The organism is Porphyrobacter sp. SLTP (assembly GCF_009905735.1).
GTDB lineage: Bacteria > Pseudomonadota > Alphaproteobacteria > Sphingomonadales > Sphingomonadaceae > Erythrobacter.
In genome coordinates this window covers 84,557-108,086 of sequence record NZ_JAAALE010000008.1, presented here as the reverse complement: position 1 = coordinate 108,086, position 23,530 = coordinate 84,557, and the positions used below count along the sequence as shown (strand labels likewise).

At 67.5% G+C, this 23,530-nt stretch carries 19 protein-coding genes; 13 read left to right on the top strand and 6 right to left on the bottom strand.

The genetic code is table 11. The features are described 5' to 3' along the window. Window positions 1-2: 2 nt before the first annotated feature. Both GVM20_RS08785 and glnE read right to left on the bottom strand, forming a co-directional pair. Window positions 3-476: a peroxiredoxin gene (locus GVM20_RS08785; RefSeq protein WP_166546827.1), complete on the bottom strand. Its 474-nt coding sequence runs from the start codon at window positions 474-476 to the stop codon at window positions 3-5. Further along, the gene (glnE, locus tag GVM20_RS08780) at window positions 473-3,232 is read right to left on the bottom strand and encodes a bifunctional [glutamate--ammonia ligase]-adenylyl-L-tyrosine phosphorylase/[glutamate--ammonia-ligase] adenylyltransferase (RefSeq protein ID WP_166546826.1); all 2,760 of its coding nucleotides are present in this window, start codon (window positions 3,230-3,232) and stop codon (window positions 473-475) included. Before glnE ends, GVM20_RS08785 begins: the two co-directional genes overlap by 4 nt. 117 nt (window positions 3,233-3,349) lie before the next feature. On the opposite strand from glnE, the gene GVM20_RS08775 reads away from it, so the two are divergent. The 3 genes from GVM20_RS08775 (at window position 3,350) to GVM20_RS08770 (ending at window position 5,353) form a co-directional block, all read left to right on the top strand. Then, window positions 3,350-4,339, top strand: a complete 990-nt coding sequence (locus tag GVM20_RS08775; protein WP_166546825.1) for an agmatine deiminase family protein — start codon at window positions 3,350-3,352, stop codon at window positions 4,337-4,339. 35 nt (window positions 4,340-4,374) lie between these two features. Beyond that, window positions 4,375-4,509 carry a hypothetical protein gene (locus GVM20_RS16450; protein ID WP_286166006.1) on the top strand — a complete coding sequence of 45 codons (135 nt, stop codon included), beginning with the start codon at window positions 4,375-4,377 and terminating at the stop codon, window positions 4,507-4,509. A 67-nt stretch (window positions 4,510-4,576) separates the two neighbouring features. Continuing rightward, window positions 4,577-5,353, top strand: a complete 777-nt coding sequence (locus tag GVM20_RS08770) for a DUF1223 domain-containing protein (RefSeq protein ID WP_166546824.1) — start codon at window positions 4,577-4,579, stop codon at window positions 5,351-5,353. Here the strand turns inward: GVM20_RS08770 and GVM20_RS08765 are convergent. Both GVM20_RS08765 and thrS read right to left on the bottom strand, forming a co-directional pair. Beyond that, window positions 5,350-6,087 (bottom strand): sulfite exporter TauE/SafE family protein, encoded by a 738-nt coding sequence (locus GVM20_RS08765; protein ID WP_166546823.1) that lies wholly within the window; start codon window positions 6,085-6,087, stop codon window positions 5,350-5,352. The genes GVM20_RS08770 and GVM20_RS08765 overlap by 4 nt on opposite strands. Window positions 6,088-6,173: 86 nt before the next feature. After that, window positions 6,174-8,168: a threonine--tRNA ligase gene (gene thrS, locus GVM20_RS08760; protein ID WP_166546822.1), complete on the bottom strand. Its 1,995-nt coding sequence runs from the start codon at window positions 8,166-8,168 to the stop codon at window positions 6,174-6,176. A 360-nt stretch (window positions 8,169-8,528) separates the two neighbouring features. Here thrS and GVM20_RS08755 point away from each other — a divergent pair, with 360 nt between their 5' ends. From GVM20_RS08755 to GVM20_RS08745, 3 genes are read left to right on the top strand one after another with little or no spacing between them, the layout of a single operon-like run. After that, window positions 8,529-8,693, top strand: coding sequence for a hypothetical protein (locus GVM20_RS08755; protein WP_166546821.1), 165 nt, complete (start codon window positions 8,529-8,531; stop codon window positions 8,691-8,693). Window positions 8,694-8,695: 2 nt separating this feature from the next. After that, entirely contained in the window at window positions 8,696-9,274 is a 579-nt protein-coding gene (locus GVM20_RS08750) for a hypothetical protein (protein ID WP_166546820.1), read from the top strand. Beyond that, window positions 9,271-9,462 (top strand): helix-turn-helix transcriptional regulator, encoded by a 192-nt coding sequence (locus GVM20_RS08745; RefSeq protein ID WP_166546819.1) that lies wholly within the window; start codon window positions 9,271-9,273, stop codon window positions 9,460-9,462. Before GVM20_RS08750 ends, GVM20_RS08745 begins: the two co-directional genes overlap by 4 nt. On the opposite strand, the gene GVM20_RS08740 is transcribed toward GVM20_RS08745, so the two are convergent. Further along, window positions 9,459-11,123, bottom strand: a complete 1,665-nt coding sequence (locus GVM20_RS08740; protein ID WP_166546818.1) for an alkaline phosphatase D family protein — start codon at window positions 11,121-11,123, stop codon at window positions 9,459-9,461. The two genes, GVM20_RS08745 and GVM20_RS08740, sit on opposite strands and share 4 nt — an antisense overlap. Window positions 11,124-11,218: 95 nt before the next feature. Between GVM20_RS08740 and GVM20_RS08735 the strand changes: the two genes are divergently transcribed. From GVM20_RS08735 to GVM20_RS08715, 5 genes are all read left to right on the top strand, one after another. Further along, window positions 11,219-11,965 (top strand): alpha/beta hydrolase, encoded by a 747-nt coding sequence (locus tag GVM20_RS08735; protein WP_166546817.1) that lies wholly within the window; start codon window positions 11,219-11,221, stop codon window positions 11,963-11,965. A gap of 5 nt (window positions 11,966-11,970) precedes the next feature. Next, window positions 11,971-12,831 carry a tetratricopeptide repeat protein gene (locus GVM20_RS08730; protein ID WP_234031924.1) on the top strand — a complete coding sequence of 287 codons (861 nt, stop codon included), beginning with the start codon at window positions 11,971-11,973 and terminating at the stop codon, window positions 12,829-12,831. Continuing rightward, on the top strand, window positions 12,828-13,823 hold the full coding sequence (locus GVM20_RS08725; RefSeq protein ID WP_166546816.1) for an LLM class flavin-dependent oxidoreductase: 996 nt from the start codon (window positions 12,828-12,830) through the stop codon (window positions 13,821-13,823). The genes GVM20_RS08730 and GVM20_RS08725 overlap by 4 nt, the downstream gene beginning before the upstream one ends. Window positions 13,824-13,953: 130 nt before the next feature. Continuing rightward, window positions 13,954-18,660: an NAD-glutamate dehydrogenase domain-containing protein gene (locus GVM20_RS08720; protein ID WP_166546815.1), complete on the top strand. Its 4,707-nt coding sequence runs from the start codon at window positions 13,954-13,956 to the stop codon at window positions 18,658-18,660. Between the two features lie 83 nt (window positions 18,661-18,743). Beyond that, window positions 18,744-19,988 (top strand): NAD(P)/FAD-dependent oxidoreductase, encoded by a 1,245-nt coding sequence (locus GVM20_RS08715; RefSeq protein ID WP_166546814.1) that lies wholly within the window; start codon window positions 18,744-18,746, stop codon window positions 19,986-19,988. A gap of 130 nt (window positions 19,989-20,118) precedes the next feature. On the opposite strand, the gene queG is transcribed toward GVM20_RS08715, so the two are convergent. Continuing rightward, entirely contained in the window at window positions 20,119-21,177 is a 1,059-nt protein-coding gene (gene queG / locus GVM20_RS08710) for a tRNA epoxyqueuosine(34) reductase QueG (protein WP_166546813.1), read from the bottom strand. A 46-nt stretch (window positions 21,178-21,223) separates the two neighbouring features. Here queG and GVM20_RS08705 point away from each other — a divergent pair, with 46 nt between their 5' ends. Together GVM20_RS08705 and GVM20_RS08700 are read left to right on the top strand one after the other, a co-directional pair. Next, on the top strand, window positions 21,224-22,234 hold the full coding sequence (locus GVM20_RS08705) for an ABC transporter ATP-binding protein (RefSeq protein WP_166546812.1): 1,011 nt from the start codon (window positions 21,224-21,226) through the stop codon (window positions 22,232-22,234). Further along, window positions 22,231-23,511 (top strand): ABC transporter permease, encoded by a 1,281-nt coding sequence (locus tag GVM20_RS08700; RefSeq protein ID WP_166546811.1) that lies wholly within the window; start codon window positions 22,231-22,233, stop codon window positions 23,509-23,511. Before GVM20_RS08705 ends, GVM20_RS08700 begins: the two co-directional genes overlap by 4 nt. Window positions 23,512-23,530: the final 19 nt, after the last annotated feature.

Here is a 23,530-nt window from a genome sequence, read left to right as displayed (position 1 = left end):
CGTTAGAGTGCTTTAGCTACCGCCAGAACCTCTTCGGCGTGGCCGGCCACCTTCACCTTGTCCCAGATGCGCGCGATTTTCCCGTCGGCGCCCACCAGATAGGTCGCACGCACCATGCCCATGTAGGTCTTGCCGTACATCTGCTTTTCCGCCCACACGCCCAGCGCGTCGGAGAGGCCGCCTTCTTCCGCATCAGTCGCCAACGGGGCGGTGAGGCCGTGCTTGGCGATGAACTTGGCGTGCTTCTTGGCCGGGTCCTTGCTGACGCCGAGCAGCTTTGTGCTCGCCGCTTCGAAGTCGGCCTTGAGCGCGGAGAAATCCTTGTTCTCGGTGGTGCAGCCGGGGGTGTCGTCCTTGGGGTAGAAGAAGATCACCAGCTTCGATCCGGCGAAGTCCGAAGGCTTCACCTGGCCGCCCTCGGGGGTTTCCATGGCGATATCGGGGATGGCGTCGCCGACGCCGGGGAAATTGCTCATGCGGGGTTCTCCTGTTCGGTAGCGAGAATGTCTGTGCCCAAGATTTGTTTCCATGCCTGCGCGACCTCGTGGCGCGCGGCGGCGAAGGCTTCGAGCAAAGCTTCGTAGCTGTCACACCCGCACGCCCGCGCCAGCGCTCGCGCACCGCTCGGCGGAGGTTCGCGGCCATCGGGGGCGAGCAGGCGTCCGGCGACCAGCATCCGGCTCATCAGCGCGTGCGGCGCGGCAAGGCTGGCGGGGAGCAGGCCGGCCGCAATCAGCCCCTCCAGCGCCGTGGCTAGATCGGGATCGAGCGCGCGGCGTGCCGTCTGGGCCAGCGGGGTGCCGTCGGCCGCTTCGCCCTTCAATTGCAGATAGTGGACGAGGAACTCGATATCGACGAGGCCGCCGCGCGCCAGCTTGGCATCGACCGGGCCGCTGGCGGGCTTGTGCTTCGCCATCTCGGCCCGCATTTCCAGCACGGCATCGCGCAGAGCCGCCCGGTCACGCGGGGCGTGCAGGACTTCAGCGAGCACATCTTCCAGCTCGGCGCGCGCTTGCGGCGAACCATAAAGCACCCGTGCACGGGCGAGCGCCATGTGCTCCCACGTCCATGCCGCTTCGCGCTGATACTTGCCAAAGGCTGCGCAGCTGACCGCCAGTGGCCCCTGGTTGCCCTGCGGCCGGAGCCGCGTGTCGACCTCGTAAAGCGCGCCCTGCGCGGTCGGCACCGAGAGTGCGGCGCTGACCCGGCTGGCGAGGCGATTGTAATAGACCGTCGCTCCCAAGGGCCGCGCGCCATCCGATTGCGCGGCGAAATCGCCAGTGAACAGGTAGACGATATCGAGGTCCGAGGCATGGGTCAGCGCCCCGCCGCCGAGCCGCCCGAGGCCGAGGATCAGCAACTCGCTATCCGGCACTCGCCCATGCTTGGCCGCGAATTCCTGCACTGTCGCTTCGGCCGCCAATTGCATCGCCGCTTCGGCGGTGCGTGACAGGGCGCGGGCGATGTCGAGCGGGTCGGCCAGCCCTTCGATCAGCTGGATGCCGAGCGCGAAACGGATTTCCCCGGTGATGATGCGGATCGCATCAAGCAGTGCCTCGTAATCCGCCCGGATCGCCGCCCCGCGCATCCGCGCCATGATCTGCGGCACATCGCCCGGCAGGTCGAGCGCATCGCGATCGATCAGCGTGTCGAGCAGTTCGGGCTTGCGCGCCAATTCGTCCGACAACACGGGGGCGAGGGTGAGGGCCGCCACCAGCCGCCGGGTGAGATCGGGCCGCGCATCAAGCAGGCGGAAGGTCGTGATCGCCGAAGGCACGCTTTCGATGATGCGCTCCCACCGGGTGATCGCGCGCATCGGGTCATCGCTCGCCGCCATCGCCTGGAGCAGGGCTGGGGCGAGCCGGTCCCACGCGGCCACCGCCTGCGGGCTGCGGATCGCTGCATGGCGCCCATCGCGCCAGGACTCGATCCGTTCGGCGAGGGTATCAGGCTCGGGATAGCCCCATTCCCCGAGCTGGTGGGTCAGCGCGCTGACCGGCATGGCGACCGGCACGGCCACGGTCTCGGGCTGGCCGATCAGCTCTTCGTAAATGCGCGCGGTGCGGGCGGTGATCGCGGTCAATTCCGCCACCAGCGCCGCGCCGTCCGCCAGCCCGTCAAGCTGCGCGACATTATCGAGCGCAGCGCTGTCGGGCAGCGCGTGGGTCTGGCGGTCATTGACCATCTGGAGCCGGTGTTCGACCTGCCGCAGCCGGTCATAGGCTGCGCCCAGCGTGGCAGCGTTCTCGGCTGTGATCCACCCGGCCTGCGCCAGCGCATCAAGCGCGGCGCGGGTGCCGCGCACCCTCAGCGATGTGTCGCGCCCGCCGTGGATCAGCTGGTGGGTCTGCGCGTAGAACTCAATCTCGCGAATGCCGCCGCGCCCGCGCTTCACGTCGAAGCCGGGCCCGGGGGCGGGCGGGCCTTCGTGGCTGTGGCGGATGCGGTGCGTGAGCGCGCGGATTTCCTCGATCGCGCCGAAATCGAGCTGGGCGCGCCAGACGAAGGGGCGGATCTGGCTGAGGAAATCCTCGCCCGCTGCGATGTCCCCCGCCGCCGCACGGGCGCGGGTGAAGGCGGCCCGCTCCCACGCCAGCGCGTGCCCCTGATAATGGGTCATGGCCGAGCCGACGGGCACGCACAGCGGGCTGACTTCGCTATTGGGGCGCAGCCGCAGATCGACCCGCAGCGCGTAGCCATCGGCGGTGCTCGAGGAGAGCAGGGCCACGATCCGGCGGGCGTAACGCTGCGCCGCGTCACCCGGATCGTCAGTGGCGCGGCGGGCGAGGCGCTCGCGGTCGAACAGCAGGATCGGGTCAATGTCGGAGGAGTAGTTGAGCTCGCTCGCCCCTTGCTTGCCGAGGGCCAAGGCGATGAAGCCATCGGCTGCGTCGGAATCGGTGCGTTCGGCAATCGCGGTGCGGATCGCGCGGTCCAGAGCGCGATCGGCAAAAGCGGTGAGTTCGCCCACCACCTGCGCCAGCGGGAATGCTCCGGCCAGATCGCCGACCGCCAGCGCCGCCGCCAGCGCCAGCCGCTCGCGCCTGAGCGCCCCCTCGGCGTCGCCCCCATCGCCCTGCGCCCGCGCCCATGCCAGCGCGGCATCGCCCTCACCCTTGGCGAGCAGGGCGGCCAGTTCCGGCTGGCGGTCCAGCGCGCGCGCCAGAAACGGCGCGTGATTGCGGGCGCGGTGGAGCGCGTGCTCCCAATCAGGCGTGTGGTTCTCTCCCATCATCCGCCTCTCTGGCCCCCCGGCGCTGCGGCTGCAAGAGGGGGCCTTGTGGCCCTATCGCTTCGCGACTTGAGGGCGTGCTTGCGTGTCCACCGAGGCTCTGCGATGGGGCGCGGCATGACCATGATCATGCCTCCCGAATGGGCCCCGCAGGACTGGCTGTGGATCGGCTTCCCGCATCTCGCCGAGGAGTGGCCCGGCTGGCTCGAACCTGCGCAGGTGCAGATGGCGGCCTTCGCCAGCGCTGTCGCTGAGAGCGGGCAAGCGGTGCGCCTGTTGGTGCGCGACGAGGCCAACGAAGCCCGCGCCCGTGCGCTGGTGAGCGCAAAGGTGACGCTGGAGCGCCGCGTCTATGGGGATGTCTGGCTGCGCGACACCGGTCCGCTGGTGGTGACGGACGGAGCCGAGCGCAGCGCGCGGCGGTTCGCCTTCAATGGCTGGGGCGGCAAGTATCTGATGCCGGGCGATCAGGAGATCGGCGCGGAACTGGCGCGCGATGCGGGGCTGGCGGTCACGAGCACCCCGATGATCCTCGAAGGCGGGGCGGTGGATGGCGACGGCACGGGCCTCGTCGCGACGACCGAGCAATGCCTGCTCAACCCCAACCGCAACCTGCACCTGAGCCGCGCGCAGATCGAGGCGGAACTTGGCCAGCAGCTCGGCTTCACCCGCGTGCTGTGGCTCGGCGATGGCCTGATCAATGACCACACCGATGGCCATGTTGATAACCTTGCGCGGTTTGTCGGCCCGAACCGGCTGGTGGTGCCGGAAGCGACCGGCACAAACGATCCCAACGCCGCGATCTATGCCGATGCCGCCGCCCGCGCTGCGGCCTTCGGGGTCGACGTCGTCCGCATCCCCTCACCCGGCCTGCTGGTCCGCGACGGGGTGATCGAGCCTGCCAGCTATGTGAACTTCGCGATCACCAGCCATCTGGTGGTGGTGCCGACCTTTGGCTCGCCCCATGATGCAGAGGGTGTCGCCGCGATTGCCGCGCTGTTCCCTGACCGCGACACGATCGGCCTGCCGGGCGAGGCGGTGCTGGCCGGCGGCGGCGGATTCCACTGCGCCAGCCAGCAAATGCCCTCGCTGCCGGAGCCAAATTAACGGTTCGTTAGCATATTGGGGCGAAGGTGCAGGTTATGACCCGCGCACTCGCCCTTGCCCTGCCGCTCGCCACTGCGACCCGCTTCGATTCGCTCGATCTGGTGCGGCGCGTGATCGTGCTGGGTTGCGCGGCGGCCCTGATCCTCGCCGGACAAGCGCTGCCGTTCTAATACCTTCCGCGTAACCGGATGACGGTTTAACGCGAACCCATCCTCGCAACGTGACGAGGATGACCCCATGACCCGCCGACAGACCCTTACCGCCGCACTCGGTGGCCTTGCCATGGTTGGCGCGGCGGCGCTTGTCTGGCCGCAGAGCGTGCCGACTGTGGCCGGTGCCAAGCCTGATGCGCCCACAATTGCCGCTTCGGGCGAGCCGGTGCTGCTCGAACTGTTCACCAGTCAGGGCTGTTCCTCCTGCCCCCCGGCGGACCGGCTGGCAGAGACGCTCGCGACTGATCCCAGTCTTGTCGTGATCGCCCGGCCGGTGACCTATTGGGACCGGCTCGGCTGGAAGGACAGTTTGGCGCGTGAGGATAATACAACGCTGCAACAGGATTACGCCCGTCGCGGATTGGCCGGGCGCAACGGGGTCTATACCCCGCAGCTCGTGGTGGACGGCCGCTTCGGCGCGGTCGGATCGCGCCGCGAAGACATCGCCGCCGGGGTCAAGCGCTATGGCCGCGCGGGCGATACGACGATCCGGGCGGCGAAGCGCGAAGCGGGCGGCTACGCGGTCAGCCTCTCGGGCACGGCTAAGGGTAAGGGCGAACTCGTGCTGGTCGCCGTGACTCGCAAGGAGACGGTCGGGATCGGCAGCGGCGAGAATGGCGGGCGCAAGGTCAGCTACACCAATGTCCTGCGGGGCGAACGCAAGATCGCCGACTGGCAGGGCGGTGCAGTGAAGGTGGCCGTTCGGGCCGATCAGCTCAAGGTGGCGGGGGCCGATGCCTATGCGCTGGTGCTGCGCGCGCCGGGCGGCGGCACGGTGTTCGCGGCGCGCTGGCTCACCTAAATCAGGCGGACGAAGGCCGCCGCTGCTGCGCCGCCGAGGATCAGACCCACTGTCACGCGCCAGAGCGGATCGCTGACTCGCCCTGATACCCGCGCCCCGAGCCGATTGCCCGCAATGATCATCGGCAGCATCACCAGCGCAAACAGCAGCAATTCCGGTCGCAGGATGCCGAGCCAGGTCGCGCTGGCCAGCCCTGCGCAGGCCGCAATGGTGAAGATCAGTTGCATTGACGCCTTGATCGTCGGGCGCGGCAGGTCTCGACCTGCATAATAGGGCACCACCGGCGGACCCGGCATCCCGGCATAGCCTGTCATCAGCCCGCTCAGCACGCCGACGCCGCCGGTCACCCAGCGCCCGGGCACGGCCGCACCGCGCTTCGGCAGCAGGATCGCGACAAAGGCGCTGAGAGCGATCAGCGCAATCACCAGCCGCGCGACATCCGTGCCCGTCATGGCAAGCGCCCAGAGGCCAAGCGGCGTGGCCAGCACCACCGCTGCGCCGATGCCCCACGCGGTCGGCTCGGCATCGCGGACAAGGCTGCGAATCTCGGTCGCGCCGATCATCAGCGAGAGCGCGTTGGTTAGCACCACAGCCTCGACCGGAGGGAGCGCCAAGGCCAGCACCGGCACCAGCAGGATCGCCATGCCGAACCCAGTGAGGCCGCGCACAAAGGCAGACCCCAGCGCCGCTGCCAGCGCAACGGCGATTTGCAGCGCGGTAAAGCTCTCGAACATCCTCAGTTCCCGTTCGCATCGAGCGAAGTCGAGATGCCGTTTGGCCGTGTCTCGACTTCGCTCGACACGAACGGATTTCAAGGGTCTCAGGCCAGATCGGGCGGCGTGCCTTCACTCTTGAGCATCGCGATGGCCTCGGCGAGCGGCATCACCTTCTGGTGCTCCGCCCCCAGCGTGCGGACGGCGACGGTGCCTTCCTCGGCCTCGCGCTTGCCAACCACCAGCAGATGCGGGACCTTGGCCAGCGAGTGTTCGCGGACCTTGTAGTTGATCTTCTCGTTGCGGGTGTCGGTCTCCACGCGGATGCCCGCCGCCTTCAGTTGCGCTTCGACCTCATGGGCATAACTATCCGCGTCTGACACGATGGTCGCCACCACCGCCTGCACCGGAGCCAGCCATGCGGGCAGGCGACCGGCGAAGTGCTCGATCAGGATGCCGATAAAGCGTTCATACGAGCCGAAGATCGCGCGGTGGAGCATCACCGGGCGGTGCTTTTCGCCATCTTCGCCGACATAGTTCGCGTCCAAGCGCTCGGGCAGAACGCGGTCCGACTGGATCGTCCCGACCTGCCAGGTGCGCCCAATCGCGTCGGTGAGGTGCCATTCGAGCTTGGGCGCATAAAACGCGCCTTCGCCGGGGAGTTCCTCCCATTCGAGGCCGTTGGCGGTGAGGGCATCGCGCAATTCCTGCTCGGCCTTGTCCCAATCGGCCTCGCTCCCGAAACGCTTCTCCGGGCGCAGGGCGAGCTTGATGTCATAGGTGAAGCCGAAGTCGCGATAGACGCTATCGGCCAGCGCGATGAAGCTCTGCACTTCAGACACGACTTGCGCCTCGGTGCAGAAGATATGTGCATCGTCCTGCGTGAACTGGCGCACGCGCATCAGCCCGTGGAGCGCGCCGTGGGGTTCGTTGCGGTGGCAGCAGCCCATCTCCCCGAGGCGGATCGGCAGATCGCGGTAGGAGGTGATCCCCTGCTTGAACACCATCACGTGCGCGGGGCAATTCATCGGCTTGATCGCCAGCCATTCGGCATCATCGGCGACCTTGGGCGAGGCCGCACCGCTTTCCTCGTCCACGTCCGGCACGATATCGGGGACCGCGAACATGTTCTGCGCGTACTTCCCCCAGTGGCCCGACTGGGTCCACTGGCGCACGTCCATGAGCTGCGGGGTCTTGATCTCGCGGTAGCCGCTGCCGTCCATCTTGCGGCGCATATAGGCTTCGAGCTCGCGCCAGATGCGGTAGCCCTTGGGGTGCCAGAACACGCTGCCGTGCGCTTCTTCCTGCAAGTGGAACAGGTCCATCTCGCGGCCCAGCTTGCGGTGGTCGCGCTTGGCGGCTTCCTCGAGGCGGGTGAGGTGCGCCTGCAACTGCTTCTTGTTGAGCCAGCCGGTGCCGTAGATGCGCGTCAGCTGCGCATTGTTCTGGTCGCCGCGCCAGTAGGCTCCGGCGACGCGCATCAGCTTGAAGGCATCGGGATCGAGCTTGCCGGTCGAAGGCAGGTGCGGGCCGCGGCACATGTCGAGCCAGTCGTTGCCGCTCCAGTAGACCGTCAGCTCCTCGCCTTCGGGCAGTTCCTTGGCCCATTCGGCCTTGAAGGTCTCGCCCTCACCCGCCCACTTGGCGATGAGATCTTCGCGGCTCCACACCTCGCGGCGCAGCGGCTTATCGGCACGGATGATGCGGCGCATTTCCTCCTCGATGGCGGGGAGATCGTCCATGCTGAACGGCTCGCGGCTCTCCGGCGCCTTCACGTCGTAATAGAAACCATCGTCGGTCGAGGGGCCGAAGGTGATCTGCGTGCCGGGGAACAGCGCCTGCACCGCCTCGGCGAGGACGTGGGCATAGTCGTGCCGGGCGAGTTCGAGCGCATCGGCCTCGTCCCGCGCGGTGACCAGCGCGAGGTTCGCATCGCCATCGAAGGGGCGGGTGAGATCGCGGAGTTCGCCATCCACGCGCGCCGCCAGCGCCGCCTTGGCGAGGCCGGGGCCGATCGCGGCGGCGATATCCGCCGGGGTCGATCCGGCAGGCACTTCACGCACCGATCCATCGGGCAGGCTGATCTTGAGCAGTTCGGTCATCGTCGCAGTTCCGTCTCGTTTGGGCGCGCCTTAGGGCAAAGGGGAACGCACCGGAAGAGCGGTGTTGAGCAAGTAACCGGATCAGGGAGAACACCGCGCCGCCCCGAACCGGGCGGCGGGCTGCTCGGGTCTAACCCGCGCGCCGCCGCCCCCGGATAGTCGTCCGGGTGGTGGTGGTGCGGGTTGTGGTGGGCAGCATGGCCATGGCGGCAAGATTAGCCTCTGACGGCGAAAAGTCACGCGCAACTTGATGAAGTGCACCGCGAAGCGGGCTTTCGGGCGCATCAATGGAAAGCGTCCTTGACACGGTCGGTGAGTCGAATGTAAAGCAACCTTGCCATTATGCAAAAGGAGCTTTCCATGTCGCCTACACAAGAAGCCTTGCTGCTCGGCGCCGCCATGATCGCCATCGCGGTGCTCGCAGTGTTCGATGTGATCCCCGAGGCTGTCGCCCAATACGCCCCGTTGGCGCTGGTGCCGCTCGTCCTGCGCCGCCGCAAGACCTGCGCTGGTCGGGCGTGCTGACCATGGACAAGGCAACATCCCCTTCCCGCCGCAGCCCTTGGTTCTGGGCCGGAAACTATCTGGCTTCGTCCGCCATCATCGTCGTGCTCAAGCTGACCGACGCAATCACAGCCCCGGTCGCGATGATCCTGTTTCTGGGCGCAATGGGGCTGCTGATCCCGCTGGTGCGGGCGAGCGAGCGCGGGGACTGCGTCAACCCCGTCATCATCCGTTACAACCGTCGGTTTCTGATCGCATCCTTCGGCTATGTCCTCGGCCTTGGCATCGCGATTGCGGTGTGGAACAGCTACAAGCTCACGGGTGCGACGGTCTTTGCCCTCGCGCTGCTGCCAACCCTGCCGACCTTCGGGATGATCTGGGCGATGGGCCGCTATCTGGTCGAGGAAACCGACGAATACCTGCGTTACCGCATGGTCCGCGCCGCGCTCATGAGCCTCGGGCTGGTGCTCGCCATCGGCATTTTCTGGGGCTTTCTGGAGATGTTCGAACTGGTCCCGCACGTTTGGTCGTGGTGGGTGCTGCCGGTCTGGGCTGTGGGACTTGGGATTGCGCAGGTCGTGATGAAGGTGCGCGGCGAATGAACAACCGCCTGCGCGTGCTGCGCGCCGAACGCAGCTGGAGCCAGCAGGATCTGGCCGACCGTCTGGGCGTCTCCCGCCAGAGCGTCAACGCCATCGAGACCGGCCGCTATGACCCCTCACTCCCGCTCGCCTTCACCATTGCCGATGTCTTCGGCCTGCCGATCGAGGCGATCTTCAGCCGCGATTAAACCGCCAGCGTGCCCGAGCCCTTCTCGGTCGTGATCCGCTTCGTGCCTGCGAGCTTTGTCGAGCGCTGCTTCACGCCGGTGCTGAAGCGATATTCGGTCGTCGCGCGGGCGGGGGTCAGCTCGACCACCATGTAACCGCGCTGCGCGGTGTCAGCCCATTTGAGCTGTTCGTTCTCCGCCACCAACGCGGCGGCCAGCACATCGGGCTTGATGGTGCTGAGGTAGCTTTCAAAGCCCGGCGAGCTGACCGAGCAGACGCCCAGCTCGACACCCACTTTCGCGCCGTCCTGCGTCAGGTCGAAGGCCCAGCCGTTGTGGGTGTCGCCCGCCAGCACGATCAGGTTCGCGTCCGCCGCCAGCGCCGCTTTGAACACCCGTTCGCGCGCGGCGGGATAGCCGTCCCATGCGTCCATATTGAGCGGCAAGCCCGCCTTGCTCGCCATGGCGGCGGCAGTGAGGCGCTGGCGGACGTAATCGGGCAAGCCGTCGCCGAGCTGGGCGTAGAGCGATTGCGGGCTCTTGAGATTGCCGATCAGCACCTGCTGCACCAGCACCTGCCACGCGGTACCCTTGGCGGTGGAGGCGGCGAGGCCCTCTGCCAGCCACGAATCCTGCGCCTGCCCAAGCAGCTGGCGATCAGGGTTGGCCCAGTCTCCCGTCCGAAACGCGTCGAGGGCGGCAATGGCGGCTTGCGGATCGGTTTTGCCCGCCAGCACGGTTTCAAGGCTGAACTGTTTCTCGCGCCCCTCCAGCCGGGTGTCGAGCCGGAACAGCGTCGCCAGGTCACCGACCTGATAGGCGGCATAGGGCGCGTCGGAGACCGGCATCCATTCGCGGTAGGCCTGCTTGGCGGCAGCCTTGCGCGCGGCCCAATCGCCCTCGGTCTCGCTCTGGTGGTTCTGCGCGCCGTCCTTGTAGGCGTCGTTCGCGCTTTCGTGATCGTCCCACACGGCGATCATCGGCAGCACCTGATGCAGCCGCTGGCAATCCGGATCGGCGCGGTAGGTGGCGTAGCGCAGGCGGTAATCGGTGAGCGCGACGATCTCGGTCGCCGGCGCCAGCAGGCGGTCGGGGTTGGCTTGGTCCGCGCTAGGATAGGTGCCCGCGGCATATTCGTAGATGTAATCGCCGAGATGCACCGCGAGGTCGGCGTCATTCGCCTCGGCGGCATGGCCATAGGCGTTGAACCAGCCGAACCCGAAGTTGGAGCAGGAGAACACCGCAAGGCGGAAGGTCGCGGACGGCCCCTCAGGCAAGGTGCGGGTGCGGCCCACGGGCGAAGCGGCGCCATCGGGCGCGAGGAAGCGGTAGAAATACCAACGATCCGGCGACAGGCCCGTCACCACGCCCTTGGCGCACCAGTCGCGCGCGGGCGAGGCCGTTACGCTGCCCTCGGTTATCGGCTTTGCGAAGTCCTCAGCCTCGCTCACCTGCCAGGTCAGGGTGATTTCCGCATCGGCGACGTAGCGGGTCCACAGCAACACGCTGGTCGCCGAAGGCTCCCCGCTGGCGACATTGTGCGTGAAGCCGGTGCCGAAGCTGCGCGCGGCGAGCGGGGTCGCTGCCAAGGCGGCGGACGCCCCGGCGAGCGTGAACAGGTTGCGGCGCGTCAGAGCCGTGGGCGAGGGGGCCGGCTGGGCGGCAGAATCATTGGTGAACATGGCGCGTCGCGTAATCCTCTCCCGTTGCGCTGCTGTGACAGTCGCACGCCGACAATGGTTGCCTTTGCGCCTCCGGGCAAGGCATGGTTGCGCGCATGACCGATCATCTGCACCACACCCTCTACGATGGCCGCCGCGTGGCCTTCCGCTACACGCAGGGCGCCCAAGACTCCGGGGGCCCGTGCCTCGTGTTCCTGCCCGGCTACATGTCCGACATGAGCGGCAGCAAGGCGACCGCGCTGTTTGCCGAGGCGCAGGAAAAGGGCCGGGCCTGCCTGCTGCTCGACTATTCGGGCTGCGGCTTGAGCGACGGCGAGTTTGCCGAAGGGATGCTGAGCAGCTGGCGCGATGAGGTGCTGGCGCTGGTCGCTTCGTACGTCAGTGGTCCGGTGCTGCTGGTCGGCTCGTCGATGGGCGGTTGGCTGATGCTGCTGGTGGCCGAGCATCTGAAGCATCGCCTCGCCGGGCTGATCGGTATCGCCCCCGCGCCGGACTTCACCCGCTGGGGCTATACCGAGGAACAGCGCGCGGCGCTGGCAGCGGGCGAGACGATCTTCGAGCCCAACCCCTATGGCCCCAAACCCACGCCGACTTACGCCAAGTTCTTCGCCGACGCCGAATGCCACCTGCGGCTGGAGAGCGGCATCGCCCTCACCTGCCCGGTGCGGTTGCTCCACGGCAAGGCGGACGCTGACGTGCCGTGGGAGGTCAGCCTCAGGCTGAAAGCGGCGCTGCGGTCGGACGATGTTCAGGTGACTCTGATAGAAGACGGCGACCACCGCCTGTCGCGCCCCGCCGACATTACCGCCCTCAAGGCCATCGTGGCCGAATTTTACGGATAGATCCTTTGTCCCTGCTCCTCGCACTGCTGCTTCAGGTTGGCCCCAATCCCATGGCCGGAGGGATGGCGGGCGACGACTTGATGCGCGACCGTCCGCCCCGTGCCGATGGGGTGAAGGGCGATATCAACGCCACCAGTGCATGGCTCCAGACCTGCCTTGATCAGCTGGCGGAAGACCCGGCGCGCGCCCACACCATGGCGCAAATCCGCCGGAGCGAGACCAAGGGCGCAGACCGCGTGCTCGCCAATCACTGTCTCGGCACCGCTGCGAGTGAGCTGGGTCTGTGGCAGGATGCGCGCACCGCCTTTCTCGCTGCACGCGATGAAACGCCCGCAGACGAGACCCGCACCCGCGCGCGCTTTGCCGCGCTCGCCGGGAATGCTGCGCTGGCGGGTGGGGATGCCGAGGGCGCGCTCACCCTGCTGACCGCAGCCGAGGCCGATGCCCGCACCGCCGGTTTCGCCCCGCTTGAAGCTATCGCAGCGACCGATCGTGCACGCGCGCTGGTGGCCCTGTCGCGCGGCGAGGATGCGCTGGGCGCTTTGGAAGCGGCGACCACGCTCGCGCCGGAACGGGCCGAGGGTTGGCTGCTGAAAGCCACTCTGCTCCGCAGGCTCGACCGGCTCCCCGAGGCGCAGACCGCGATCGAACGCGCCGCCCTGCTCACTCCCGGCGATCCGGATATCGGGCTTGAGGCCGGCGTGATCGCGATCCTCGCCGGGCGGGAGGATGCCGCGCGGGAGAGCTGGCAATCCGTGCTCGCCCTCGCGCCCGAAAGTCCGGCCGCCGCAACCGCCAAGGATTACCTTGCGCAGCTTGGACAAGCAGGGGAGACTGTCGCCCCGCAGGAGGAACCCGCGTCATGACCCGATTTTCCGTGCTCGATCTCGTGCCGGTGCGCGAAGGCGGTACGCTCTCAGAAGCCTTCGCCGACACCACCGAACTTGCGCGCGCCGCTGAGGCGCTCGGCTGCGACCGCTTCTGGGTCGCCGAACATCACGCGATGGACGGGATCGCGGGCGGGGCGACTTCGGTCGTGCTCGCCCATATCGGCAATGCCACCAGCCGCATCCGCATCGGATCGGGCGGGATCATGCTGCCCAACCACACCCCGTTCCAGATCGCCGAGCAATTCGGCACGCTGGACGCGCTGTTCCCCGGCCGGATCGACCTGGGCCTCGGCCGCGCGCCGGGAGCTGGGCCGGAATTGCAGCGGGCCCTGCGCAAGAATCTCCATCAGGCCGCCGAATATTTCCCGCAGGACGTGGTCGAACTGCGCGCACTGCTGACGGGGGATTACGACCTGCCGATCCACGCCACGCCGGGGCTTGGCGCGCAGGTGGAGCTGTGGATGCTGGGGTCGAGCCTGTTTGGCGCGCAGCTCGCCGCGAAGCTGGGCCTGCCCTATGCCTTCGCCGCCCACTTTGCGCCCGATCACCTCGACGCCGCGCTCGCCGTCTATCGCCGCGATTTCCAGCCCTCCGAAGCGCTCGCCAAGCCGCACGTGATGGTGGCGATGAACGTGTTCGCCGCCGAGACCGAGGCCGAGGCGCGCCTGCTCGCGTCGAGCCAGCAGCAAAGCTTCGTACGGCTGCGCAGCGGCTCGCCCGGCAAGCTGCCGCCGCCGATTGAAGGCTACACCGACACGCTGCCGGCACAGGCGCAAGCGATGCTTGCCCATTTGGGGCAGGCCGCTGCCGTCGGCACCCCCGCGCAGGTGCGCGAACGGATCGCCGCTTTCGTCGCCCGCACTGGCGCGGACGAGATCCTGCTGTGCGGCGCAACCTATGACGCCGCGGCACGTATCCGCAGCCTCGAACTCACTCTGGAAGCCTGCGAAACCGTCCTCGCAGCGTAACACTGCGCAATCATCACGCTTGCGCCAGACGCACGAAAGCGGGTATCGCCCAAGACACGATAACAACAATCCGGAACAACAATATTGCGCGCAAAGCGCAGCCGGAACGCAGGATGAGCAGGAGCCAAAAATGGGGTCCAAGACCGTTGCCGCCGCGGCGCCCAAATCCCCGGGCCGCGCGTTGATCAAGGCCTTGCGCCTACAGCTTGAAGCCTCGCTGCTTCCCGGTGACGCCCCGGTAGAAAAGGCCGCGCTGGAAGAGGCCGCCACCTGGCTGCTCGCCGCTGCGGCCACCCGCGCGCCCGGCCAATCGCTAGTCCAGATCGAATCCGCGACCGGCGACCGGCGCCACCTGCGCATCGCCATCATCAATGACGACATGCCGTTTCTGGTCGATTCGATTGCGGCGGCGATTGCAGCGCAGGGGCTGGCGATTGACCGGCTGCTGCACCCCGTTGTCCCGGTCGAGCGTGATGATGCGGGCGCGGTCACGGGGCTGGGCAAGGACGGCAGCCGCGAATCGCTGATCTATATCGAAACCCCGCGCGTTGATGCCCGCCAGCGGCGCGACCTGCTCGAAGCGCTGCAAACCACGCTTGCCGATGTCCATGCCGCGGTGAGCGATTGGCCCGCGATGCAGGCCGCGATCAATGCCGATGCGGCGCTGGCCGGGGCACTGGACGCCGAGGCAGGCGCGCTGCTCGGCTGGCTGGGCGGCGGAATGCTGACCCAGCTCGGCCACCTCACCCGCCACCGTGACGGGACGACCACCCAGCAGCTTGGCATCTGCCGCGCTTCGGCGGGCGAGCTGCTCGCCGAGGTCAGCTATGCCCGCGCGTTCGAATGGTTCGACCGGCACGAGGCGGCTGGCACGCCCAAGGCGCTGCTGGCGATCAAGTCCAATGTGCAGGCGCGGGTGCACCGCTTCAGCCCGCTCGATCTGTTCATCGTGCCGGTGCGCGACGGTGGCGCGATCACCGCACTGTCGATCCATGCCGGGCTGTGGACCAGCGCGGCGCTGAACGCGCGGCCGAGCGAAGTGCCGGTGCTGCGCGCGATGGTCGCGGGCATGACCCAGCAGCTCGGCTTCGATCCGGCGGGGCATAATGGCAAGGCGCTGGTGCACGCTTTCACCTCGCTGCCCAATGACCTTTTGACCGCCTTTGAGCCTGCGCGCGTCGCCGATCTGGTGACCGCCAAGATGGCCCTGATTGACCGTCCGCGCCCGCGCCTCATCATGGTGCGCGCCACGCTGGAGCGGCACGTCTTCGCCTTCGTCTGGCTGCCGCGCGATCAGCTGTCGACCGATGTGCGCTTGCAGATTCAGGCGATGCTGCTCGGCACGCCGGGCGCGGCGCTGCTCGACTGGAGCCTTGAGGTCGAAAGCAGCACGCTCGCGCTGCTGCGCTTCCTGGTCGATGTGCGCGCCTGCGCCGATCTGCCCGATGATGCCGCGATTGAAGCGCAATTGGTCGATCTGCTGCGCGGCTGGAACGAGGCGGTCGCAGGCCATCTCGCCGCCAGCGAGGAAGAAGGCCGAGCCGCTGCGCTCGCCGCGCGGTATGCGCCTGCCTTCCCGACGGGTTATCGCCTGACCTACGGCCCGCAGGAAGCCGCGCGCGACATCGCCAAGCTGCGCACGCTCGTGGTGGCCGAAGGCGAGGTGACCCGCGCCACCCGCACGGTGCGGCTCTACCGGCTGGATAGTGACGGGGCCGATACGCTGCGGCTGAAGGTCTATGTGATGACCGGCACGCTCGCCCTGTCCGATGCGGTTCCGGCGCTGGAGAATTTCGGCTTCCGCGTCGCCGCCGAAGTGCCGACCTTCCTGACCGACGCGAGCCTCGGCTCGATCCACGATTTCATCCTGACCGTGCCCGCTGGACGGGATGCGGGGGCGCTGCTGGAACGCGCCGCGCTGATCGAAGGCGCGCTGGCCGAGGTGCTGAATGGTACGGCGGAGGATGATCCCTTCAACCGCCTGATCCCTGCCGCTGGCCTCGCCCCGCGCAGCGCCAACTGGCTGCGCGCGGTTTATCGCTATCTGCGCCAGACCGGGGTGAGCTACACGATCTACACCGTGGTCGACGCGTTGGTTGCCGCGCCGCACGTGACGCGGGCGATGATCGACCTGTTCGCCGCGCGCCACGATCCGACCTTCGCCGGTGACCGGGACGAGGCGATCGCCGCCGCGCAAAGCGCCTTTACCCGCGGCCTCGCCAAGGTCACCGCAATCAATGACGACCGGCTGCTCAGGCTCTACCGCGCGGTGATCGACGCGGTGCTGCGCACCAATGCTTTCGCGCCTGCTGCTGCCGAGGCGCTGGCGTTCAAGATCGATTCCGCGCTGGTCCCCGGCCTGCCCAAGCCCGTGCCGTGGCGCGAGATCTTCGTCTATTCGCGCCGGGTCGAGGGTATTCACCTGCGCTCGGGCGCTGTGGCGCGCGGGGGCCTCAGATGGTCAGACCGGCGCGATGACTTCCGCACCGAAATTCTCGGCCTGATGAAAGCGCAGCGCGTGAAGAACGCCGTGATCGTGCCGACCGGCGCGAAGGGTGGGTTCTATCCCAAGCAGCTCCCGTCCCCCGCGATCGACCGCGAAGGTTGGGCCGCTGAGGGCCGCGCCGCCTACGAAATCTTCATCCGCACGCTGCTGTCGGTCACCGACAATATCGTGGGCGGGACCGTTGTTCACCCCGACTGCGTGCAGGTGCTCGACGGCGAAGACCCCTATTTCGTGGTCGCCGCCGACAAGGGCACCGCGACCTTCTCCGACATCGCCAACGGGATCGCGCAAAGCCGGGATTTCTGGCTGGACGACGCCTTCGCCAGCGGCGGGTCGAACGGATATGACCACAAGGCGATGGGCATCACCGCGCGCGGCGCCTGGGTTTCGGTCCAGCGCCACTTCCGCGAAATGGGCATCGACGTGCAGACCCAGAGCGTCACCGTCGCAGGCTGCGGCGACATGTCGGGCGATGTGTTCGGTAACGGGATGCTGCTGTCCAAGGCGCTGAAGCTGGTCGCCGCCTTCGATCACCGCCACATCTTCATCGACCCTTCGCCCGATCCGCTGAGCAGCTGGAAAGAGCGCAAGCGGATGTTCGAACTCCCCCGGTCGAGCTGGGAGGATTACGACGCCGCGCTGATCTCCAAGGGCGGCGGCGTGTTCCCGCGCTCGGCCAAGGTGATCAAGCTGTCGAAGCAGGCGCGCGAAGTTCTGGGGATCGAGGCGAAGGAAATCGAGCCGGAAGCGCTGATCAGCGCAATCCTGCGCGCGCCGGTTGACCTGATGTGGTTCGGCGGGATCGGCACCTATGTGAAGGCCCCGCAGGAGAACAACATCGCGGTCGGCGATCCGGCCAATGATGGCCTGCGCGTCGATGCGACCGAAGTGCGCGCCCGCGTGATCGGCGAAGGCGCGAATCTTGGCGTGACGCAGGCGGGGCGGATCGCCTTCTCGCTCAATGGTGGGCGCATCAACACCGACTTCATCGACAATTCGGCCGGGGTCGATTGTTCGGACAACGAGGTCAATATCAAGATCGCGCTCGCCGCGGCGACCGCTTCGGGCAAGCTCAGTCCCAAGAAGCGCAACACCTTGCTCGCCGCGATGACGGACGAGGTCGCCGCGCTGGTGCTGGAAGACAACCGCTTGCAGGCACTCGCCCTGTCGGTCGCGTCGAGCGGCGGCGCGGGTGCCACGGCGTCCTACATCCGCCTGATCGAGCGGCTGGAGGAAGTCAGCGATTTCGACCGCCGTACCGAAGGCCTTGCCGATGGCGAGACCCTGAGCCGCCGCGCGGCGGACGGACAGGGGCTCACCCGCCCCGAACTCGCGGTGCTGCTGTCCTCGGCCAAGCTGGCGCTGCAATCGGCGATAGAGGCGAGCACGCTGCCCGATGATCCGGTGCTGGAGCCTGTGCTGCTGGCGCGCTTCCCCTCCGCCATGCGCAAGGCCTATGCCGCCGAGATTCGCGGTCACCGGCTGCGGTCCGAGATGATTTCGACCAGCCTGTCGAACCGCATCGTCAACCGGCTCGGCATGGTGCACCCCTTCGAACTCGCCGAGGAAGAGGGCGTGGGCCTCGCCGAAGTCGCCGCCGCTTTCGTGGTGGCCGAGCGCTTGTTCGGGCTCGACCCGCTGTGGCGCGAGCTTGACGGGGCCGACATCCCCGAAGCGGCGCGATTGGTGCTGTTTGACCGACTGGCAGCGGCCGTCGGCAACCTGATGTCCGACGTTCTGCGCACCGCTTCGGGCAAGGTCGCCGCAGGCGCCATGATCGGCGAATTGCAGAGCGGCGTGGCGGCCCTCGTCTCGGGCCGTGACGAGCTGCTCACCGACGAGCCGCGCGCCCGTTCCCGGGCACTGCGGGACCGCTTTGTCGCCGCCGGAGCGCCCGAGGCGCTGGCCGCCAAGGTCGCCAACCTGTTCGATTTCGACGGGGCGGTGGGTTTGGCGCAAGGCGCGCTCGTCGCCGGGATCGAGACCAAGCTGCTCACCCACGCCTTTACCGATATCGGCACCCGGCTGGGGCTCGACTGGGCGCAGGGGACCGCGGCCTATATGTCACCGTCCGACGTGTGGGAGCGGTTGCTGGTGTCCGGCCTCGCGCGGGATTTCCAGCAGATGCGCATCGAATTCCTGCGGCGGCTGATGCAGGCGAAGTCGGGTACAGAAGACCCGCGCGGTGCCGTGGCCGAATGGGCCGAGCGCAATGCGCAAGGCGTCGCGCAGTTCCGCGCCATGATCGCCCGCGCACAGGCACGCCCGCCGGTGGGTGCGGCGATGCTCGCCCAGATCGCCAGCCAGGCGCGCAATCTGCTCGAACGGTAGCACTCGTCCTTATGGCGGGTTGACCCTCCGGCTGTTTGCGCCACATCAAGGGCCGCAAGACGCCGGAGGGGCATAGCAAGCACATGAGTTTTACCAACCAGCACGCAGATGTCGTGATCGTCGGCACCGGCCACGGCGGTGCGCAGGCAGCGATTGCCTTGCGCCAGCACGGCCACGAGGACTCGATCCTGATGATCGGCCGCGACGATGCGCCGCCCTATGAGCGGCCGCCGCTGTCGAAGGAATACCTCGCCGGGGACAAGGGGTTCGAGCGGATCATGATCCGGCCCGAGAAGTTCTGGGCGGAGAAGAACATCGCCCTGCGCCTCGGCGCGGCGGTGACGGGGATCGATCCGGCCAGGCACACGCTCACCCTCAGCGACGGTGCACAGGTGACCTATCGCAAGCTGATCTGGTCAGGCGGGGGCGATCCGCGGCGTTTGCCGGTGCCGGGTGCGGTGCTGCCGGGCGTGTTCTACGTCCGCGACAAGGCCGATGCCGATGCGATGATGCAGGCGCTGGCCGATGGCGCCAAGCGCGCGGTGGTGATCGGCGGCGGCTATATCGGGCTGGAGGCAGCCGCCGTGCTGCGCAAGCTCGGCTGCGAGGTGGTGCTGGTCGAGATGCTCCCCCGCCTGCTGGCGCGCGTGGCGGGTGAGGAGCTGTCCACCTTCTATGCCGAGGAGCACCGCCGTCAGGGCGTCGACGTTCGGCTGAGCACCGGCGTTAACGCCGTGTTGGGCGAGGACGCGGGCCGGGTGACAGGCGTCAGGCTCGACAATGGCGAGGAGGTCGCCTGCGACATGGTGATCGTCGGCATCGGGGTGGTGCCCGCGGTCGCACCGCTGATTGCGGCGGGCGCGGCGGGGAGCAACGGGGTCGATGTGGACTTCTGCTGCCGCACGACGCTGGATGACGTCTATGCGATCGGGGACTGCGCCGCCCATGCCAACGACTTTGCCGATGGCGCGGTAATCCGCTTGGAATCGGTCCAGAACGCGCATGACATGGCGAACACTGTGGCCAAGGCGATCATGGGCGAGAAGGAGCCTTACCATGCGCTGCCGTGGTTCTGGTCGAACCAGTATGATCTGAAGCTGCAAACCGCCGGGCTGAGCCTCGGCTTCGATCAGACGGTGCTGCGCGGTGATCCCGAGACCCGCAAGTTTACGGTGGTGTACCTGAAGGACGGCAAGCCGATCGCCTTCGACTGCGTCGGCACGATGAAGGACTATGTGCAGGCGCGGAAGCTGCTGGAAAGCGGGGCGGGCCGGATTGATCCGGCGCTGCTGGCTGACCCCGAGGTGGCGATCAAGGATTTGATGTAGCGAGCAGGGCATTCCGACTCCCTTCCCCCCGGGGAAGGGCTGGGGATGGGGGAGCGAGGCCGTTAGGTCTCGCGTCACAGCTATCGTCGAGCCCCCACCCCCGACCCCTCCCCGCCGGGGAGGGGAGAACTTAGGCCGACCGAAGTCGGCCAAGCGCCCACTCGGCCGCCTCCGCCACCACCGGATCGGGGTCGCTCGTTAACGCGCTGACCTGCGCGGTTAGCGCTCTGTTGCCGCTATTGCCCGCTGCATAAAGGCAGTTCCGCACGAACCGGTCGCGCCCGATGCGTTTGATCGGTGAGCCGGAAAACAGCGCCCGGAACCCCGCATCATCCAGCGCCAGCAACTCGCCCAAGCGCGGGGCGACCAGTTCGGCGCGGGGGAGGAATTCGCGGATCGCCTGCGCTTCGCTCGCGAACTTGTTCCACGGGCAGACCGCAAGGCAATCGTCGCAGCCATAGATGCGGTTGCCGAGGGCTTCGCGGAATTCTTCGGCAATCGGGCCTTTGTGTTCGATGGTAAGATAGGAAATGCAGCGCCGCGCGTCCAAGCGGTAAGGCGCGGGGAAGGCGCCGGTGGGGCAGGCGTCGAGGCACGCGCGGCACGAACCGCATTGGTCGCGGTGCGGCTCTGCGGGGGCAAGGTCGAGTGTCGTGTAGATTGCGCCGAGGAACAGCCAGCTGCCGTGGGTGGGGCTCACGAGGTTGGTGTGCTTGCCCTGCCACCCGATCCCCGCCGCTTCGCCCAGCGGCTTTTCCATCACCGGGGCGGTGTCGACAAAGACCTTCACCTGTGCGTCAGGCACCTCGGTAACCAGCCAGCGGGCGAGGGCTTTCAGGCGCTTCTTCACCACATCGTGGTAATCCTTGCCCTGCGCGTAAACCGAGATGCGGGCGTGTATGTCCGACCCCTCTAGCGCCAGTGGGTCATGGGCCGGGGCGTAGCTCATCCCCAGCGCGATCACGCTGCGCGCCTCAGGCCACAGGCCTTGGGGGGAGCGGCGATGATCGAGCCGTGCGGCCATCCACTCCATCGAACCGTGCTGTCCCTCGACCAGCCATTGCTCCAGCCGGGCGCTGCGCTGCGGGTCTTCGCCTGCGCTGGCAAAGCCGCACACGGCAAAGCCCAAGGCGGCTGCCTCCCCCGCAATCCGGGCTGAAAGGTCAGATGCTACCGGAGCATTAACCATATTCGGAGAGGCTCCCGTTTAATCCTGCCCGCTAACCGCGTAGGCTATGGATATGGCGGTAAGCGATCACACAGCATCGGGCAATCGGGCGGACGGCTTCAGCGCCATCCCGGCCGATGCGCGCCCTCTCGCAATCGAAGCCCGCGGGCTGGTCAAGAGCTTTGACGGCACGCGTGCCGTCGACGGGGTGGACATTTTCGTCCCCGAGGGCGCGATTTACGGGATCCTCGGGCCCAACGGTGCGGGCAAGACCACGACGCTGCGGATGCTGCTCGGCATCATCGACCCGGATGAAGGCGTGCGCCGCGTGTTCGGGCATGATCGCCCGCATGATATCGGCCGGTTGATCGGCTACCTGCCGGAGGAGCGCGGGCTCTACCCGGCGATGAAGTGCATCGAGGCGATTGCCTTCATGGGCGCGCTGCGCGGGCTTCCGCTCAAAGAGGGCCGTAAACGCGCCGCCGAACTGCTCGAACGCCACGAGCTTGGCTATGCCGCTGACCGCCAGATCCGCCAGCTGTCGAAGGGTATGGCGCAGACCGTCCAGCTGCTCGGCACGCTGGTACACCGCCCGCGCCTGGTGGTGCTGGACGAGCCGTTCTCCGGCCTCGACGCGATCAATCAGGGCAAGCTGGAACTGATGATCCGCGCGCTGGCCGAAGATGGCGTGACCGTGATCTTCTCGACCCACGTGATCCACCATGCCGAACGCCTGTGCGAAGGCGTGGCGATCATCGCCGGGGGCAAGGTGCCTTACGCAGGGTCAGTCGAGGCCGCGCGCGACCGGATCCCGGCGCAGGTGCGGCTGGAGACGCGGGCGCGCGAGGGCGCGTGGCTTTCGGCCCTGCCCGCTGACACCCGCCGCAATGGCGATTTCTTCCAGTTCCCGCTGCCCGAAAGCGGGATCGAACCACTGCTGCGCCAGCTGATCGAAGGCGAGGCGGGGATTCTCTCGCTCTCGATCGAGCGCGCGGGCCTGCACGATGCCTTCGTCGCCATCGCGGGTGAGGCTGCCGCGCGCCAGCTCGAAGCTGATAATCAGGGGAACCGCGCATGAGCGATACCGAAATGCTGCGCCCGCGCCTCACCACGCTGGAAGCCGCCTGGGTCATCGCCCGGCGCGATTTCGTCGCGGTGCTGTTCAGCCGTGCCTTCCTGTTCTTCCTGCTCGGCCCGCTCTTCCCGGTGCTGATCGGGGGATTGGCGGGCAGTATCGGCGGGCAGGTGCAGCGCAGTGCTGTCAGCACGGAGATCGGCATGGCCCTTTCGCCTGAAGACAACGCGGCGATGATCGCGGCGGCTGATGTCCTGCGCCCGCAGCTCGGCGCTCAGGTGCCCGAATTGCGGGTGATCAAAGAGGCTGCGCAGGACAGCAATTTCGATGCGCGCGCCTTTCTGGATCAGCGCCGCGGGAATTACGCCGCGATCCTGACCGGATCGCTGGCGGAGCCGCAACTGGTCGGCACAAAGGGTCAGATTGATCGCTGGTCGGGGCCGATCGAATTGATCGCGGCGACAGCGAGCGGCGCTTCGCCCTCGCAGTTCCCCAAGGCCACCAGCGAAGTGGTCGCGACCAGCGCCGCGTCCGAACGCACCAACCGGGTGCGGACCGCGCAGGCCGCGCAAATGGTCCTGTTTCTGCTGACGATGCTGCTGGGCGGCATGGTGCTGTCCAACCTCGCCGAGGAAAAGGGCAACAAGATCATCGAAATCCTCGCCGCGGCCTTGCCGATGGATGCGGTGTTCATGGGCAAGCTCTTCGCGATGCTCGGCGTGTCCTTCGTCGGGATTGCGGTGTGGGGCACGGTCGGCTGGGCGTTCTGGGCGATTGCCGAGGACGCGATTGTCACTGTCACCCAGACCAATTTCCGCGAGCTGCCCGGCCCGGCGGTCGGCTGGCCGATGTTCATGGCGCTGGGGCTGATCTATTTCACGATGGCCTATCTGCTGCTCGGATCGCTGTTCCTGACGATTGGGGCGATGGCGGCTTCGGTGCGCGAGGTGCAGACCCTCTCGATGCCGGTGACGATGCTGCAACTGATGGTGTTCTTCCTGTCGGCCGCGAATATCGGCCAGACCGGCACCCCGCTGGAGCTGGGGGCGATCGCCTTCCCGCTGTCCTCGCCCTTTGCCATGCTGGCCCGCGCCGCGCTGGAAGATACGCTGTGGCCCCATGCGCTGGCGATTGTGTGGCAGGGCATTGCGGTGATCCTGCTGGTCAAGGGCGGATCGCTGCTGTTCCGCAAGCGGGTGATGAAGTCGGGCGGGGCCGGGCGGGCCAAGAAGAGCTGGTTCGCTCGCCGTGCGTCTGGCCCAACTCAGCCGGCCGAATAGGTCTCCATTCGCAACCCAC

Coding starts and splice junctions, on each gene's coding strand:
- GVM20_RS08785 (WP_166546827.1), bottom strand. CDS start 476: ATGAGCAATTTCCCCGGCGTCGGCGACGCCATCCCCGATATCGCCATG.
- glnE (WP_166546826.1), bottom strand. CDS start 3,232: ATGGGAGAGAACCACACGCCTGATTGGGAGCACGCGCTCCACCGCGCC.
- GVM20_RS08775 (WP_166546825.1), top strand. CDS start 3,350: ATGACCATGATCATGCCTCCCGAATGGGCCCCGCAGGACTGGCTGTGG.
- GVM20_RS16450 (WP_286166006.1), top strand. CDS start 4,375: ATGACCCGCGCACTCGCCCTTGCCCTGCCGCTCGCCACTGCGACCCGC.
- GVM20_RS08770 (WP_166546824.1), top strand. CDS start 4,577: ATGACCCGCCGACAGACCCTTACCGCCGCACTCGGTGGCCTTGCCATG.
- GVM20_RS08765 (WP_166546823.1), bottom strand. CDS start 6,087: ATGTTCGAGAGCTTTACCGCGCTGCAAATCGCCGTTGCGCTGGCAGCG.
- thrS (WP_166546822.1), bottom strand. CDS start 8,168: ATGACCGAACTGCTCAAGATCAGCCTGCCCGATGGATCGGTGCGTGAA.
- GVM20_RS08755 (WP_166546821.1), top strand. CDS start 8,529: ATGTCGCCTACACAAGAAGCCTTGCTGCTCGGCGCCGCCATGATCGCC.
- GVM20_RS08750 (WP_166546820.1), top strand. CDS start 8,696: ATGGACAAGGCAACATCCCCTTCCCGCCGCAGCCCTTGGTTCTGGGCC.
- GVM20_RS08745 (WP_166546819.1), top strand. CDS start 9,271: ATGAACAACCGCCTGCGCGTGCTGCGCGCCGAACGCAGCTGGAGCCAG.
- GVM20_RS08740 (WP_166546818.1), bottom strand. CDS start 11,123: ATGTTCACCAATGATTCTGCCGCCCAGCCGGCCCCCTCGCCCACGGCT.
- GVM20_RS08735 (WP_166546817.1), top strand. CDS start 11,219: ATGACCGATCATCTGCACCACACCCTCTACGATGGCCGCCGCGTGGCC.
- GVM20_RS08725 (WP_166546816.1), top strand. CDS start 12,828: ATGACCCGATTTTCCGTGCTCGATCTCGTGCCGGTGCGCGAAGGCGGT.
- GVM20_RS08720 (WP_166546815.1), top strand. CDS start 13,954: ATGGGGTCCAAGACCGTTGCCGCCGCGGCGCCCAAATCCCCGGGCCGC.
- GVM20_RS08715 (WP_166546814.1), top strand. CDS start 18,744: ATGAGTTTTACCAACCAGCACGCAGATGTCGTGATCGTCGGCACCGGC.
- queG (WP_166546813.1), bottom strand. CDS start 21,177: ATGGTTAATGCTCCGGTAGCATCTGACCTTTCAGCCCGGATTGCGGGG.
- GVM20_RS08705 (WP_166546812.1), top strand. CDS start 21,224: ATGGATATGGCGGTAAGCGATCACACAGCATCGGGCAATCGGGCGGAC.
- GVM20_RS08700 (WP_166546811.1), top strand. CDS start 22,231: ATGAGCGATACCGAAATGCTGCGCCCGCGCCTCACCACGCTGGAAGCC.